The organism is Streptomyces sp. NBC_00236 (assembly GCF_036195045.1).
In the GTDB taxonomy this organism is placed as follows: domain Bacteria; phylum Actinomycetota; class Actinomycetes; order Streptomycetales; family Streptomycetaceae; genus Streptomyces.
In genome coordinates this window covers 754,698-769,067 of record NZ_CP108100.1, presented here as the reverse complement: position 1 = coordinate 769,067, position 14,370 = coordinate 754,698, and the positions used below count along the sequence as shown (strand labels likewise).

At 71.3% G+C, this 14,370-nt stretch carries 14 protein-coding genes; 3 read left to right on the top strand and 11 right to left on the bottom strand.

From position 1 onward, the window contains the following. Positions 1 to 624: 624 nt before the first annotated feature. The 5 genes from OG446_RS03270 to OG446_RS03250 form a co-directional block, all read right to left on the bottom strand. Positions 625 to 783 (bottom strand): hypothetical protein, encoded by a 159-nt coding sequence (locus OG446_RS03270; RefSeq protein ID WP_148015273.1) that lies wholly within the window; start codon positions 781 to 783, stop codon positions 625 to 627. A gap of 57 nt (positions 784 to 840) precedes the next feature. Continuing rightward, complete coding sequence (locus OG446_RS03265; protein ID WP_328892589.1) at positions 841 to 1,791, bottom strand: cytochrome c oxidase assembly protein; 951 nt, start codon at positions 1,789 to 1,791, stop codon at positions 841 to 843. 119 nt (positions 1,792 to 1,910) lie between these two features. Beyond that, positions 1,911 to 2,936 carry a 6-phosphofructokinase gene (locus OG446_RS03260; RefSeq protein WP_328892588.1) on the bottom strand — a complete coding sequence of 342 codons (1,026 nt, stop codon included), beginning with the start codon at positions 2,934 to 2,936 and terminating at the stop codon, positions 1,911 to 1,913. A 143-nt stretch (positions 2,937 to 3,079) separates the two neighbouring features. Then, on the bottom strand, positions 3,080 to 3,808 hold the full coding sequence (locus OG446_RS03255; RefSeq protein WP_148015276.1) for a type 1 glutamine amidotransferase: 729 nt from the start codon (positions 3,806 to 3,808) through the stop codon (positions 3,080 to 3,082). A 34-nt stretch (positions 3,809 to 3,842) separates the two neighbouring features. Beyond that, the gene (locus tag OG446_RS03250; protein ID WP_148015277.1) at positions 3,843 to 5,081 is read right to left on the bottom strand and encodes a Mur ligase family protein; all 1,239 of its coding nucleotides are present in this window, start codon (positions 5,079 to 5,081) and stop codon (positions 3,843 to 3,845) included. Between the two features lie 594 nt (positions 5,082 to 5,675). On the opposite strand from OG446_RS03250, the gene def reads away from it, so the two are divergent. Continuing rightward, positions 5,676 to 6,221: a peptide deformylase gene (gene def, locus OG446_RS03245; protein ID WP_328892587.1), complete on the top strand. Its 546-nt coding sequence runs from the start codon at positions 5,676 to 5,678 to the stop codon at positions 6,219 to 6,221. Positions 6,222 to 6,233: 12 nt separating this feature from the next. Here def and OG446_RS03240 read toward each other — a convergent pair whose 3' ends face one another. Next, on the bottom strand, positions 6,234 to 6,884 hold the full coding sequence (locus OG446_RS03240) for a TetR family transcriptional regulator (protein WP_328892586.1): 651 nt from the start codon (positions 6,882 to 6,884) through the stop codon (positions 6,234 to 6,236). A 171-nt stretch (positions 6,885 to 7,055) separates the two neighbouring features. Between OG446_RS03240 and OG446_RS03235 the strand changes: the two genes are divergently transcribed. Continuing rightward, on the top strand, positions 7,056 to 8,285 hold the full coding sequence (locus OG446_RS03235; protein WP_328892585.1) for an acyl-CoA dehydrogenase family protein: 1,230 nt from the start codon (positions 7,056 to 7,058) through the stop codon (positions 8,283 to 8,285). A gap of 81 nt (positions 8,286 to 8,366) precedes the next feature. On the opposite strand, the gene OG446_RS03230 is transcribed toward OG446_RS03235, so the two are convergent. The 3 genes from OG446_RS03230 to OG446_RS03220 form a co-directional block, all read right to left on the bottom strand. Further along, positions 8,367 to 8,855 carry a glutathione peroxidase gene (locus tag OG446_RS03230; protein WP_328892584.1) on the bottom strand — a complete coding sequence of 163 codons (489 nt, stop codon included), beginning with the start codon at positions 8,853 to 8,855 and terminating at the stop codon, positions 8,367 to 8,369. Between the two features lie 276 nt (positions 8,856 to 9,131). Then, positions 9,132 to 9,698, bottom strand: a complete 567-nt coding sequence (locus OG446_RS03225; RefSeq protein WP_328892583.1) for a GNAT family N-acetyltransferase — start codon at positions 9,696 to 9,698, stop codon at positions 9,132 to 9,134. Between the two features lie 13 nt (positions 9,699 to 9,711). Then, positions 9,712 to 10,281 (bottom strand): helix-turn-helix domain-containing protein, encoded by a 570-nt coding sequence (locus OG446_RS03220; RefSeq protein ID WP_328892582.1) that lies wholly within the window; start codon positions 10,279 to 10,281, stop codon positions 9,712 to 9,714. A 168-nt stretch (positions 10,282 to 10,449) separates the two neighbouring features. Here OG446_RS03220 and OG446_RS03215 point away from each other — a divergent pair, with 168 nt between their 5' ends. Beyond that, positions 10,450 to 10,887, top strand: a complete 438-nt coding sequence (locus OG446_RS03215; RefSeq protein WP_328892581.1) for a DUF7144 family membrane protein — start codon at positions 10,450 to 10,452, stop codon at positions 10,885 to 10,887. A 32-nt stretch (positions 10,888 to 10,919) separates the two neighbouring features. On the opposite strand, the gene OG446_RS03210 is transcribed toward OG446_RS03215, so the two are convergent. Both OG446_RS03210 and OG446_RS03205 read right to left on the bottom strand, forming a co-directional pair. Beyond that, positions 10,920 to 12,293, bottom strand: coding sequence for a chloride channel protein (locus OG446_RS03210; RefSeq protein ID WP_328892580.1), 1,374 nt, complete (start codon positions 12,291 to 12,293; stop codon positions 10,920 to 10,922). Positions 12,294 to 12,419: 126 nt separating this feature from the next. After that, positions 12,420 to 14,177 (bottom strand): cation:proton antiporter, encoded by a 1,758-nt coding sequence (locus OG446_RS03205; protein WP_328892579.1) that lies wholly within the window; start codon positions 14,175 to 14,177, stop codon positions 12,420 to 12,422. Positions 14,178 to 14,370 lie beyond the last annotated feature (193 nt).

Sequence of the window (14,370 nt, the reverse complement as noted above, 5' to 3'; positions counted from 1 at the left end):
GAGGGAGATCCAGGCTCCCGGGTGACGGTACGTGGCAGCCGGTGCCGCGACCGATCGGCTGCTGGAGGGCAGACGGTGAATCCGCAGGGCAACCGGGTGGATGCCGCCGGTGACGGCCCTCCGGAGAAGTCCTCGTCGAGGTCGTCGACGGCCATGTGGATGGTTCAACCATGTACCGACATGGGGCGGAGAGTGACAACCGGGCGGGTCCGGGACGGCGTGGCGGCGCGCGTGTACGCCGTCCCCGGGCGTACACGATGGTGTACGACGGGCGGCGTCCGGGCCCCGGGGGCCGGCTCGGCGGGGCCTACGGGAAGCGGCCTCAGGGTGCCGCGGGGGAGCCGTCCGCGGCCGGGTGGAGGGTGCGGATGTGCTGATTCGTACCCGGCCGGGCACGGGCCCCCAAGGTCACTGTTTGCCCCGAATTCACGTCCGCGGTGTCGCGCGCCGTGTGTTCGGCCGCCGTCACTGTGCGGATTGCCGCAGCCTGTCGATCACGGTGCCCTTCGTGCGCCGTTCGCGCGCATCGGAGGAGCGTCCGCCCGGCCGGGGCAGGGGCCCGGAGGCGGCCGTGGGCCCGCACCCTCCGGATGCACCGGAAGGCCGGGCCCCTCCCCGTCCGGCTCAGGTCTCGCGGGTGGCGACCATTCCCATCGTGATCAGCCCCAGCACCACCCAGCCGAACCAGAGCCAGCCGTTGCTCCCCAGCGCCACCGTGTACGCGGTGACTGCCACCAGGGCACCTACGGTGAGCACTCCCATTGCCTTCGTGGATCCGGACATGCGCGCACCCTCCTCGAGGCTGTGGATGCCATCGTCACCCCGAAGGCCCCTCCACCGCTACTGTCCGCGCGCCTGCAAGGACGCGAGATAGGCGTTGTACGCCTGCAGCTCCTGGTCGCCGTCCCGGTCCGCGGCACGGTCCGAGCGCTTCGCCGTCCGCTGTTCCGAGCGGTACCACTGGAACACCAGGGCCACCAGGACCAGCACCGAGGGGATCTCGCTGAACGCCCACGCGATGCCGCCGGCCGCGTTCTGGTCGGACAGGGCGTCGATGCCGAGCGAGGCCGGCGGGTTCTCGTAGACCTTCACCATCGGCTCGCTCGCCATCATCAGCGCGATGCCGAAGAAGGCGTGGAACGGCATCCCGGCGAACAGCTCCAGCATCCTCATCAGATAGCCCGGGCGGTGCGGCCCCGGGTCGATGCCCATGATCGGCCAGAAGAAGACCAGGCCGACCGCCAGGAAGTGCACCATCATCGCGAGGTGCCCGGCCGTCGAACCCATCAGGAAGTCGAAGAGCGGGGTGAAGTACAGGGCGTACAGGCTGGCGATGAAGAGCGGGATGGTGAACGCGGGATGCGTGATGATCTTCATGTAGCGGCTGTGCAGCAGCATCAGGAGGAGCTCACGGGGCCCCTTCCTGTCCCGCCCCGCCACCGGCAGGGCACGCAGAGCGAGGGTCACGGGCGCACCGAGCAGCAGCAGGATCGGCGACAGCATGCTGATCACCATGTGCTGCACCATGTGCACGCTGAACATGACCATGCCGTAGTCGTTGAGCCGGGTACACATCACCAGGGCGATGGTCAGCACCCCGACGACGAAGAAGACGGTCCGGCTGACCGGCCAGCCGTCCCCGCGTCTGCGCAGCCGCAGCACCGCGTACGCGTACAGGACCACTGCGAGGACGCAGCCGATCAGGAAGAACGGGTCCGCGGAGAACTGGAGCCCGCGTCCCAGCGTGAACGGCGGCAGATCCATGTTCATGCCGTGCCCGCTGTGATCCATCTGTTCACTCCCGATGGGAACGTCGGGACGTCCCTGTTTCGTGCCGGTTGTCCCGACCAGAGTAGAACCGCCCCCGGCCGCAACTGCGGCCGGGGGCGGTTCTCAGACGGTGGTGTGTCTCAGAGCACGCACTCGGCCTCGGCGTAGCGCTCGGCGGGGACCGTCTTCAGGGTCTCCACGGCGTCCGCGAGGGGCACCATCGTGATGTCCGTGCCGCGCAGGGCCGTCATCATGCCGAACTCGCCGCGGTGCGCCGCCTCCACCGCGTGCCAGCCGAAGCGGGTCGCGAGGACACGGTCGTACGCGGTCGGCGTACCGCCGCGCTGTACGTGGCCGAGGATCACCGGGCGCGCCTCCTTGCCCAGGCGCTGCTCCAGCTCGATGGAGAGCTGCGTCGCCACACCGGCGAAGCGCTCGTGCCCGTAGACGTCCTTGACGCCCGACTCGAACTCCATGGAGCCCTCGCGCGGCTTCGCGCCCTCGGCGACCACGACGATCGCGAACTTCTTGCCGGCCGAGAAGCGCCGGCCGACCAGCTCGGTGAGTTCGTCGATGTCGAAGGGCCGCTCGGGAACGACGATGGCGTGCGCGCCGGCCGCCATTCCGGAGTGCAGGGCGATCCAGCCGGTGTGGCGTCCCATGACCTCGACGATCATGACGCGCTGGTGGGACTCGGCGGTGGTCTTCAGCCGGTCCAGAGCCTCGGTCGCCACGCCGACGGCGGTGTCGAAACCGAAGGTCACGTCGGTGGACGCGATGTCGTTGTCGATCGTCTTCGGTACGCCGACGATCGGCAGCCCCGCCTCGGACAGCAGGTTGGCCGCCTTCAGCGTGCCCTCGCCGCCGATCGGGATGATCGCGTCGAGGCCGAGGTCCGCGACATGGCCCCTGGCCGTCTCCACACCGCCGCGCAGATGCGCGGGCTGGACCCGGGAGGAGCCGAGGATCGTACCGCCGCGGGCGAGGATGCCGCCGACCGCGTCGAGGTCGAGCTTGCGGTAGTCGCACTCGAGGAGGCCCCGCCACCCGTCGTGGAAGCCGATGACCTCGTCGCCGTGGTCGACCACAGCGCGGTGGACGACGGAACGGATGACGGCATTGAGGCCGGGGCAGTCGCCGCCGGAGGTGAGCACACCAATTCGCATTGCCCGGGAAACCTTTGCAACGTGGGCCGACGACCGGACCACGTCGTCCGGTTGGATCCCCGCCACCCTACCGGCGCAGGGTGGCGGGACCGAACCGGGCGTCCGCCTGCTGGACTCCGCTCAGCTGAGCGAAACAGGCCTCATCAGGCGGGCTGTGTCGCGGCGGCGATCCGCTCGGCGCGCAGCGCCTCGTACCAGCGGTCGTCGCAGGGCGGGAGCGCGTTCACGTCGAGGGCCAGCTTCAGCAGGAGATCGGCGATCAGCGGGTTGCGGGCCATGACGGGGCCGTGCATGTACGTGCCGAAGACGGTGTCGTTGTACGCGCCCTCGGTCCCGTCACCCGTGCCGTTGCCCCGGCCGAACCGCACCTGGGCGAACGGGCGTGCCGTCGGCCCGAGATGGGTGACGCCCTGGTGGTTCTCGAAGCCGGTCAGCGGTGGCAGCCCGAGGCGCGGGTCGATGTCCCCGAGCACGTCGCCGACGCACCGGGCCCCCTCGCCACGGGTGGAGACCACGTCGAGCAGCCCGAGGCCCTGCTCGCGCTCACCGAGGTCGTTGACGAACTCGTGGCCGAGGATCTGGTAGCCCGCGCAGACCGAGAAGATGATCGCGCCGTTGGACGCGGCCCGGCTGAGGCCGCCGTCGCGGCGCAGCCGCTCCGCCGCGAGCCGCTGCGGGCGGTCCTCACCGCCGCCGATCAGATAGATGTCCCCGGACGTGGGGACCGGCTGGTCGCTGCGCACGTCGACGCGCGACACGTCGAGGCCGCGCTGACGGGCCCGGCGCTCCACGACGAGGGCGTTGCCCTGGTCGCCGTAGGTGCTCAGCAGGTCCGGGTAGACCCACACCAGCCGCAGGCTGTTGTTGCTCATGCTTCGTCCTCTCCTGAGGGGCCCGGGGCCGGGGTCAGTTGCCGACACGACGGCGCAGATCCTGGAAGGCGGTGTAGTTGGCGATGACCTCGATGCGTCCGGGCGGAGCCTGCTGGACGGCCTCGTCGAGGTTCTCGCAGACCCGGAAGTCGAGACCGGCCACTTCGAGTCGGACCGCGAGGTCCAGCTTCCGGTCACCGAGCACGAAGATCGGGTGGCCCGCGAGCTGGGTGTAGTCCACGTCCCACAGCCACGAGGTGTCCGTACCGTCCGCGCCGCGGGCGTTCACGGAAAGGATCACCGGGGTGGGCGGCGGGTCGATCAGGGAGAACGTCTCCAGCCAGCCCGCGGGGTTCTTCGCCAGCAGGAGGCGGAGTTCGCGGCCGAGGAAGGTGACCACGTCGTAGCGGCCCGCGACGGCCTGCACCTGGTACATCCGCTCCAGGGCGACCTGCGGCGGCACCCCGAACACGGCGGCCACGGCAGCCGAGCTGGTGGCGTTGGCCTTGTTGGCGCGGCCCGGCAGCTGGAGATGGATCGGCCACGCCGAACCGTGCGGGTCGAGCACGTAGTCACCGTGCAGGACCCAGCTGGGCGGCGGGCGGCGGAAGCCGCACTCGCCGCAGAACCAGTCGTCGCCGGGGCGCTGCATCACACCGCCGCAGGACGGGCAGGACCAGGCGTCGTCCTTCCACGCCTGGCCGGCCGCGACCCACACCACGTTGGGAGAGGAGGAGGCAGCCCAGACGATCAGCGGGTCGTCGGCGTTGGCCACGATCACGGCCTTCGAGCCGGACAGCCCCTCCCGCCACTTCTCGGCCAGCATCCGGGTCTCAGCGGCCCGGTCCAGCTGGTCGCGCGAGAGGTTGAGCAGCGCGATCACCTTGGGCGTCGTGTCGCGCGCGACGCCGGCGAGGTACTTCTCGTCGACCTCGATCACGCCGTACTGCGCGTCCGAGCCACCGGCCAGGGCCGAGGTGATGCCCGCGGGCATGTTGGCGCCCAGCGCGTTCGACACGACCGGGCCCGCGGCCCGCAGCGCCTCGGCGATCAGCCGGGTCGTGGTCGTCTTGCCGTTCGTCGCCGACACGAGGATCACGTCCAGGTGCTGCGCCAGCCGCCCCAGCAGGTCGGGGTCGAGCTTGAGCGCCACCCGGCCGCCGATCACCGATCCGCTGCCTCGCCCGGCCGCTCGCGACACCGCCGCAGCGGCCTTGCCCGCCGTCACGGCCAGCTTGGCCCGCGGCGACAACGGCTCCGTGTTGCCTGCCATCGTCCTAGATCCTCCTTGCATCGGTCCGCGCCCAGCCTATCGATGTCCGGCGCGGCGGAAGCACGGCGGCACCGTCCGGACCGTGGAGTTCCCGTGGAACGAGACACGCGCGAACTAACACCACTTCATTTGTCTGGCAAACATACAGGTCAGGGCGATTGTCCGGGATCAGGAGCAGCGGCGCCCGGTCATTTCACGCCGTCGACCCCACGAGCCGGGGCCCGGGGGGTCCTCGGTACGCCGCCTCGCGGCGTCCGGCCGTCGCGTTTCCGCCATGCCGGAGATACGACGCAGGACAAGGCTGTTCAAGGGCCGTCACGGCCGCGGGACAGGACGGTCCTGTGGGGGGCCTCGGTGACCGCGCGTACCTGGACCCCGTCGGCCGGGGTGGCGCCCCCCGGCCCGCCGCACCGGGCTCGCTCAGCAACCGCTGATCGATGACGGCCCGCACCCGCAGGTCGCGCGACATGGCCGTCGTCACCTCCGCACTGTCCGCCTGGGTGGCCGCCCGACGTTTCACAGGTCGCCGTGGCGGCGATCCGGCCATGGCCGCGACCGGCATCGGGCGTTGCGGTGGAACGTACGATGGCCGTCATGCGAAACCGCCCCATCCCCGGCAGTTCCGGCCTCGTCCGGACCATGAGCCTGCTCGGCGACCCGGTGCTCCATGCCCCTTGCGAGCCGGTCACGGACTTCGGTCCGTCGCTCACCCGGCTGATCGAGGACATGTTCGCCACGATGTACGAGGCGCAGGGCGTCGGCCTCGCCGCCAACCAGGTCGGTGTGCCGCTCCGGGTGTTCGTCTTCGACTGCCCCGACGACGAGGACGTCCGTCATCTCGGACACGTGGTCAACCCCACGCTCGTCGAGGCCGACGGCATCACCGTGCGCGGCCCCGAGGGCTGCCTGTCGCTCCCGGGCATCGAGGCCGGTACCCCACGCTTCGACCAGGCCGTGGTCGAGGGGCTGACGGCCGACGGGGAGCCGGTGCGGATCAGCGGGACGGGCTTCTTCGCCCGTTGCCTCCAGCACGAGTGCGACCATCTCGAAGGGGCCGTCTACACGGACCGGCTGACCGGGCTGCGCAGGGCACGCGCGCTGCGCGCGGCCCGCCGGGCGCCCTGGGGGCGCGCCGGCTGAGGGCCGCGGGGGTCAGAACCCGGGTCCGCCGGGGCGGTCGCCCGCCGCGGCCAGCCTGCCCCAGAGCAGATCGGCCAGACTCCGCACCAACTGCTCGCGCGAGCAGGGGCGTTCCCCCAGCCACCAGTCGCCCGCCGCGTGCATCATGCCGACGATGCCGTGGCCCCAGATCCGGGCCATCTCCTGGCTGTCGGGGCCGAGGTCCACCCGCTCCGCGATGACCGTGGCGAGCTCCTCGCCGAGCCGGCGCAGCAGCGGGGCGGAGTGCCGCCCCACGTCGAAGCCCTGCTCGGAGGGGGGTGCCGCGTCGTCGGACGGGTGCATCAGGAAGCGGTATACCTGCGGGCGGGCCTCGATCGCCGCGAGGTAGGTGTCGAGCGTCGCCTCGACGCGGGCGCGGCGGTCGGCGGGGGCGTCGAGCGCGGCCCGCAGGGCACTCAGCAGCGCGTCGGTGTGCCGCTTGGCGAGAGCGCGGTAGAGGCCGCCCTTGTCGCCGAAGTGCCGGTAGAGGATGGGCTTGGTGATGCCCGCCTCTGCCGCGATGGCGTTCATCGAGGCCCCGGGACCGTCCCTGAGCACCACGCGGTCGGCGGCCTCGAGCAGCTCGCGGCGGCGGCGTTCGGCCGCGGACCGCTGGCGTTCGGCCTGTCGTGTGGTCTCCATGTCGTTTCTCCCACCCCTGACCGTGCATGTCCGTCCTGCCTGCGCAACGTAACACCCTGCCCAGCGGTGCGCGGATCGCCGCCCGTGCGGTTGACAGAGGCTACTTGTCGGTAACAGACTGTTGTTACCGCTAGTAACGATCAGTTTTGACGGCAGTACGTGGAGGGGAACATGGCCGAGTTCACGCTCGATCTCAACGACGACCAGAAGCAGGTCCGTGACTGGCTTCACGGCTTCGCCGCGGACGTGATCCGTCCGGCAGCTTCGGAGTGGGACGAACGTGAGGAAACGCCCTGGCCCGTCATCCAGGAGGCCGCCAAGGTCGGAATCTACTCCCTCGACTTCTACGCGCAGCAGTTCTTCGACCCGACGGGCCTCGGCATCCCGATGGCGATGGAGGAACTGTTCTGGGGCGACGCGGGCATCGCCCTGTCGATCGTCGGTACGGGACTGGCGGCAGTCGGCGTCCTCGCCAACGGGACCGAGGAGCAGATCGGCACCTGGATCCCGCAGATGTACGGCGACGCGAACGATGTGAAGGTCGCCGCCTTCTGCTCCTCCGAGCCCGACGCGGGCTCCGACGTCGGCTCGATGCGTACGCGCGCGGTCTACGACCAGGCCAAGGACGAATGGGTGCTGAACGGCACCAAGACCTGGGCCACCAACGGCGGCATCGCCAACGTCCACGTCGTGGTCGCGGTCGTCGACGCCGAGCTCGGCTCCAAGGGGCATGCCTCCTTCATCGTGCCGCCGGACACCGCCGGCCTCTCGCAGGGCCAGAAGTTCAAGAAGCACGGCATCCGCGCCTCGCACACCGCCGAGGTCGTCCTGGAGGATGTGCGCGTCCCGGGCCACTGCCTGCTCGGCGGCAAGGAGAAGCTGGACCAGCGCCTCGCGCGGGCCCGCGAGCGTGCTGCCTCCGGCGGCGGCGAGCGCGTGAAGAACGCCGCGATGGCCACGTTCGAGGCCTCCCGCCCGGCCGTCGGCGCGATGGCCGTCGGCACCGCCCGTGCCGCGTACGAGGTCGCGCTGGACTACGCGAAGACCCGGACCCAGTTCGGCCGCCCGATCATCGACAACCAGGGCATCGCCTTCCAGCTCGCCGACATGCGTACGCAGATCGACGCGGCGCGCCTGCTGGTCTGGCGCGCCTCGTGGATGGCGACCACCGGCAAGCCGTTCGATTCGGCCGAGGGCTCCATGTCCAAGCTGTACGCGAGCGAGACCGCCAAGAAGGTCACCGCTCAGGCGATCCAGATCCTCGGCGGCAACGGCTTCACCCGTGAGTACCCGGTGGAGCGCATGCACCGGGACGCCGCGATCTACACGATCTTCGAGGGGACGAGCGAGATCCAGCGCCTGGTGATCGCCCGCACGCTCTCCGGCATGCCCATCCGCTGATGCTCCGCCGGGCCCCGGTGAACCGGCCCCCGTCCCTGTCCGCGCGACAGGGGCGGGGGCCGGGTCGTACCGGCCCGGTGCTCAGGCGGGGAGCTGTGCCTCGATGGCCGCGACGACCTCAGGGGCCTCGGGCTCCGTGCGGGGACGCATCCTGGCGACCGGCTCGCCCGCGGGGGAGATGAGGAACTTCTCGAAGTTCCACTGGATGTCGCCGGCCTCACCGTCCGCGTCCGCGAGCTGGGTGAGTTCGGCGTAGAGCGGGTGCCGGCCGGCGCCGTTGACGTCGGTCTTCGCCAGCAGCGGGAAGCTCACCCCGTACGTCGTCGAGCAGAACGTCTGGATCTCCTCCGAACTCCCGGGCTCCTGGCCGCCGAACTGGTTGCAGGGCACGCCGAGCACGGTGAAGCCCTGGTCCCCGTACTCCTTCTGGAGCCGTTCGAGGCCGGCGTACTGCGGGGTCAGCCCGCACTTGGAGGCGACGTTCACCAGCAGGACGGCCTGGCCGCTGTACGCGCCCAGCGTGGTCGGCTCGCCGGTCAGGGTGTGGAGCGGGATGTCGTGCAGCGTCATGGATGTCTCCTCGTCGGTGTCTTCCACGGCCATTCTTACGCCCACGGGTTCATCGGCACGAAGCCGGTCGCCCGGCTGTCCCGATCCGGCAGCCGGCCCATCGGTTTCACCGCGTGCAGCGCGACCGCTCGGCCGACGATCCGCAGGTGGGGGAGGTGCGGCGAGCCGCACTTCCAGGGCCCGGGCGTCCAGCAGGGACGAGACCCGGAGCGTGGCGACCGGATTCCGCGGCCGCGGCCCCGCGAACACCGTGCTCGTCACGAAGGGCGGCGCCGCCTACAAGGACGTCGAGGGGCTCTGCCCCTGAACGGACCCCGCACCGTCCCGGCCGACCGCCTTGAAATAGAAGGTGGTCGGCTTCAGGACGCCGGCCGGGTCGGCGGCGTAGTCGGGAACGGAACCGCACTCCGTCCAGCCGGCCGAGCGGTACAGCCGCTCGGCCGGACTGCCGCTCTCCGTGTCCAGGACCATCAGCGTGACGCCCTCCTCCGCCGCCGAGCGCTCTGCCGTCTCCAGCAAGCGCCTGCCGAGTCCCTGGCCCCGTGCCGACGGACGGACCATCAGCTTGGCGACCTCCGCGCGATGACGGGCGTTCGGCAGCGGCGCGCGGGCCAGGCCGATGGTGCCCGCGATCCGCTCACCGTCCCGGGCGATCCAGACCTGGTGTTGCCCCGCGTCCACGGACCCGGCGCGCTCACGCCACCAGCACGCGGCGGCTCCCCGGTCGAGCGGGGCGAGGAAGCCCACGGACGATCCGCCGTCGACCGTCTCCACGAGGAGGGCGGCCAACTCGTCGGCGTACGTGACCAGTTCGGGTCCGGACACCGGAACGATCTCGGTCATGCGGCAGGTCCTTTCACGGTGCGACGATCATCAGCGCGTACCGGACCCGATCCGGGCCCGGACAGTGGAAACGCGAGGGGCCACGCAGCCGGAACCGGAGACAGTCGCCCGGGCCGACCGTGTGCGCGGTGGCGTCGACGGTGACCTCCAGCGTCCCCTCCAGGACCCAGATGTGCTGCTCCAGGCCGGGTACCGGCGGATTCTCGTACGCGATCACGGCACCCGCGTCGAGGAGCCCTTCGATGACCTCCGCGCGCAGACCCGCGTGCGGAGGCGAGACCGACCGGCGGACGAAGCCCGTCGACTCGTCCCGCCACACCGCCTGCCGGCCGGCGGGTACCAGCTGCGGCGGCTGCGCCTCCACCTCCAGCAGCAACCGGGACATGGTCCGCTCGTGGACGCTGCACAGCCGGCCGAGCTGGGCGGCGGTCGGGCTCAGCTCGCCGCGTTCGAGCCGCGAGAGGGTCGAGCGGCTCAGCCCGCTGCGCCGGGCCAGCTCGTCCAGTGACCAGCCCCGTTCCATCCGCAGCTCGCCCAGGCGTGCCGCGAGCCCGGCCTCCACCGCCCCGGCTTCGTTTCTCATGGTGGAGATGATATCTCCATCTGGAGAGGGTCGGTGAGTGGCCCCGCAGACCGGGCCGAGCCTCTCCGCGCTGCCGGTAGCGCGCTGCCGTGCCAGGCTTGTCCCTGGGGACGCCCGGCCGGGGCGCTTCGGTCCTGCCGGGTGGTTCCGCTACCCGAGGAGGCCCACATGGCCAGTACCAGCAACCAGCCAGGGACGGCGCGGGGCGCCGCCACAGATTCCTCCCACCCGTTCCGGACGGGCTGGACCGCCTTCGCCGCCATCCTGATGATCTTCGGCGGCGCCATGGCGATCTTCCAGGGGATCGCCGCCATCGCCGAGGACGACGTCTTCGTCACCACGCGAAACTACGTGTTCCAGTTCAACCTGACCGGCTGGGGCTGGATCCATCTCATTCTCGGTATCGTCATCGTTCTCGCCGGCTGCGCCCTGTTCACCGGCGCGCTCTGGGCCCGTGTCGTCGGCATCGTCCTCGCCGGACTCGGCGCACTCGCCAACTTCATCTGGCTGCCGCACTACCCGTTGTGGTCCATCGTCCTCATCGCGCTGGACGTCTTCATCATCTGGGCGCTCTGCGCGGGGTCCGGAGACCGCCAGGGGGTCTGAGAGAGCACGAGTCGCGGCCGCCGACGACGTCGCTACGTCGTCGGCGGTTTCGTGGCGAAAGCCGCCGGTGGAGGAGTGATCCTGAGCGTGAGGACGTAGGAGACGACCACCGAGACGATCACGAGCGGCATCACGGTGAGTCCCTGGGACCCCAGCAACAGCGTGGCCAGGAGCACCGACGTCATCGGGAGCTTCAGCATCGCCACGCACATCGCCCCGATCCCCATGGCGAACCCGGAGGTCGGGTTCAGCCCCGGGAGATGGGACAGGGCGAGGCCGCCCGCCGCACCGGCGAACATGGCCGGGAAGATGGGGCCACCCCGGAAGGCGCTCAAGGACGCGCAGTAGGCCAGCGACTTGCAGACGATGAGCACCACCAGGGTCGCCGCCGAGTACCGGGCACTGTCGGCGAGCAGCGGATCGAGCGCGTGCTCGCCCGAGTACAGCACCTGCGAGGGGGAGTTCCCGGTGATCTCGGCGTACAGGAAGGCGAGCACGCCGACCGCGAGGCCCATGACCAGCGTGGCCACCACCCTGCGCCGCTCCACCCGAGGCTGAAGGAACAGTGCCAGCCGCTGGATTCCCGCCCCCGCGAGCGCGGCACCCAGCCCCAGGACGACGGCCCAGCCGAACTCGGCGGCGGTCGGACTGTCGGCCGGCGGTACCTCGTGCAGCGCCAGGGAGTAGGTGCCCAGACCCGTCCACGAACCCAGGCCGGTGAAGATCAGCGCACCGATCCCGGCCGCCAGGAGCCCCGGCACGAGAGCCACCCCGAGCATCAGCCCGGCCAGCCCCGACGCCTCCATCAACAGGAAGGCACCGAGAAGCGGCGAGCCCAGCAGGGCGCTGACCGCCGCGAAACTGCCCGCCGCCCCCACCACCGCGCTCGCCCCCGGATCGATGTCCGGCTTGATCAGCCGCACCGCGTACACGGCCGCACCGCCGCCCAGCGCGATGAGCGGCGCCTCGGGACCGAGCACCGCGCCGAGGGAGAGGGACGCGATGGCCGCGAGCGCGATGCCGGGGAGTTGCGCGGCCGAGGGCGCGCCGCTGCTCACCAGTCCCTCGGCCGGTTTGTGCCCGCCGTCTCCCGGGAGAAAGCGGATGGCCAGCCCCGTCAGCAGCCCCGCCACGCCGACCAGCGGCACCGGCCACCACGAGGGTGTCCCCGCGAAGCCGAGCGCCTTGGGCAGGTCGTCGTACGTCAGTGACTGCAGTTCGGAGACGAGCGCGAGGAAGCCGAAGGCCCCCGCCGACATCGGGACTCCGAGGACGGCCACGATCACCAGCAGGACCGCGTAGCCCCGGGTCCGGATCAGGGCCGCGGGATCGGGTTGTGGGGCGGCGGGTGCTCCGGCGGGTTCGGGTTGCCGGTCGGCGGGTGCTCCGGCGGGTTCGGCCGACATGCTCGTTGTCTCCTCGGCTGGGGAATCCTCGTGGCCGTCCCGTACCGACGGCGGTCGGGGGCGGCGGCACAGTGGGGTGATCCGGCTGCGGGGCACACGGTCCGGCCGGTGGCCGGGCCGCGGCGGTCAGCCGGTGGGCGGGCTCAGCAGGATGACGGTGTCGCCCGCGCCCGGAGCAGGCGTCCGGGTGCCGGTGACCGGGGTGAGCCGCTTGTCCGCACTCACCACGAAGAGCAGTGCATGACGCTCCGGGAGCGCGACACCGGCCGGCCGCACCACCACCCGGGCACCCGCCTCGTACCGTCGGGCGAGCTCGGTCCCGGTGAGACCTTCACCGAACAGCGACTCACCGCCCGTGTACGGCGCGACCACCCCATGACTCGCCGACGGCGAGGCGAGCCGGTGGACCGAGCCGTCGACGCTCTCGCGCAGGGTCGTCGAGGCGAGGGCGTTGAAGTCGTCCTCGTCCGTGAGCAGCAGCACTCCGGTGATTCCTTCGAGCTCCGCGCCGGAGCCGGTGGCCGCGGCGAGCAGTTCACCGGGGGCCAGCGTCAGCCCCGCCTCCACGATCCGCTCCCGCTCACTCTCGGCGCCGGCCCACATCAGGACGTCCAGCCCCGCCGTACGCAGCGCACACGCCAGGTCGACAGTCCATGGCGCGCCGCCGACGAGCAGCGGCCTGGACCGTGCCGGACGCAGCACCCCCAGCCGCCGGGCGACCGGGAACGCTGTCAGCCCGTACAGCATCACGGTGGCGACGATCACGACGAAGGTGGCGGGCAGGATGCGTTCGGCGCCCGTCACGCCCTTGTCGATCAGCTCGGCCGAGAACGTGGACGCCGTGGCCGCGGCGACGATGCCGCGCGGAGCCATCCAGCCGATGAACCACCGTTCCCCGCGCGGCACATCGGTACGCAGCGTCGCCAGGTGCGCCACCAGAGGTCTGATCACCAGGACGAGCACGCCGACCAGCGCGAGCGACGGCAGCACCACGTGCCGCAGCGACGACGGGGTGACCGTGGCCGAGATGGACACGAACAGCAGACCGATGATCAGTGAGACGAGCGTGTCGAAGAAGGGCCGCCGCGCGGGAAGGTCGAGGCCCGGCAGATTGGCCATCGCCATTCCCATCACGACGGCGGAGATCAGGCCCGTGTCGTCACGCAGCGCGTCACAGGCCGTCGCCATGCCGATGACGGTGGCGAGCTGCACCGAGGTGGCCAGCTCTTCACTGAGCCGCACCCGCCGCAGCAGCAGCCACAGCACGCCGGCCCCGATCGCCCCACCGGCGACGCCCACCGCCGTACTGGCCGCGAACTCGCCCACCTGGCGGCCGAACCCCGGCCGCTCGCCCACGAGAACCCCGTGGAAGACGAGAGCCCCCAGGATGCCGCCCACCGGATCGATCAGCGAGCCCTCCCACATGAGGATGCGCTGCAGCCGCTCCGTGGGCCGGACGAAGCCGAGCAGCGGCCCGACCACCGTCGGCCCGGAGACGATGAGGATCGAGGCGAGCATCACCGCCGCGCCCATCGACATGTCCAGGACCGGTACGGCGAACAGCGCGGCGGACACCACGGTGAGCACCGTCCCGAGCACGAGCAGCCGGTGCACGACCCGCCGTGTGTGGCCCTTGAGCCGCTTGAGGTCCAGACCCAGCCCGGCGTCGTACAGGATCACCGCCACCGCCAGGGACACCAGCGGGGAGAACGCGGCTCCCAGGAGCCGTTCGGGGTCGACGGAGTCGATGAGCGCCCCGGCGGCGAACCCGACCGGCAGCAGGATGAGCAGTGCCGGGACCCGCAGCCGGTTCGCCAGCAACTGCGAGGCGACCGCGAGCACCACGATCAGTCCCAGACCCGCGAGCACCTGATCGGCCGTCATAAAAGCGCCTCCTCGGACGACATCCCTCCGGTGCCGTGGGCTGCGGTCGCGGCCCGCGGAACACCGCGCGCGACCACCTTCCGCGGCGGGGGCGCGGCAGGGCGGTCAGGCGCGCGCCCGCAGCGGGCCGCGAGCCGCGGTATCCATCCAATGGCCTAACGCCGAGAGGGGTGAGGCACGTGGACCGGCCGGC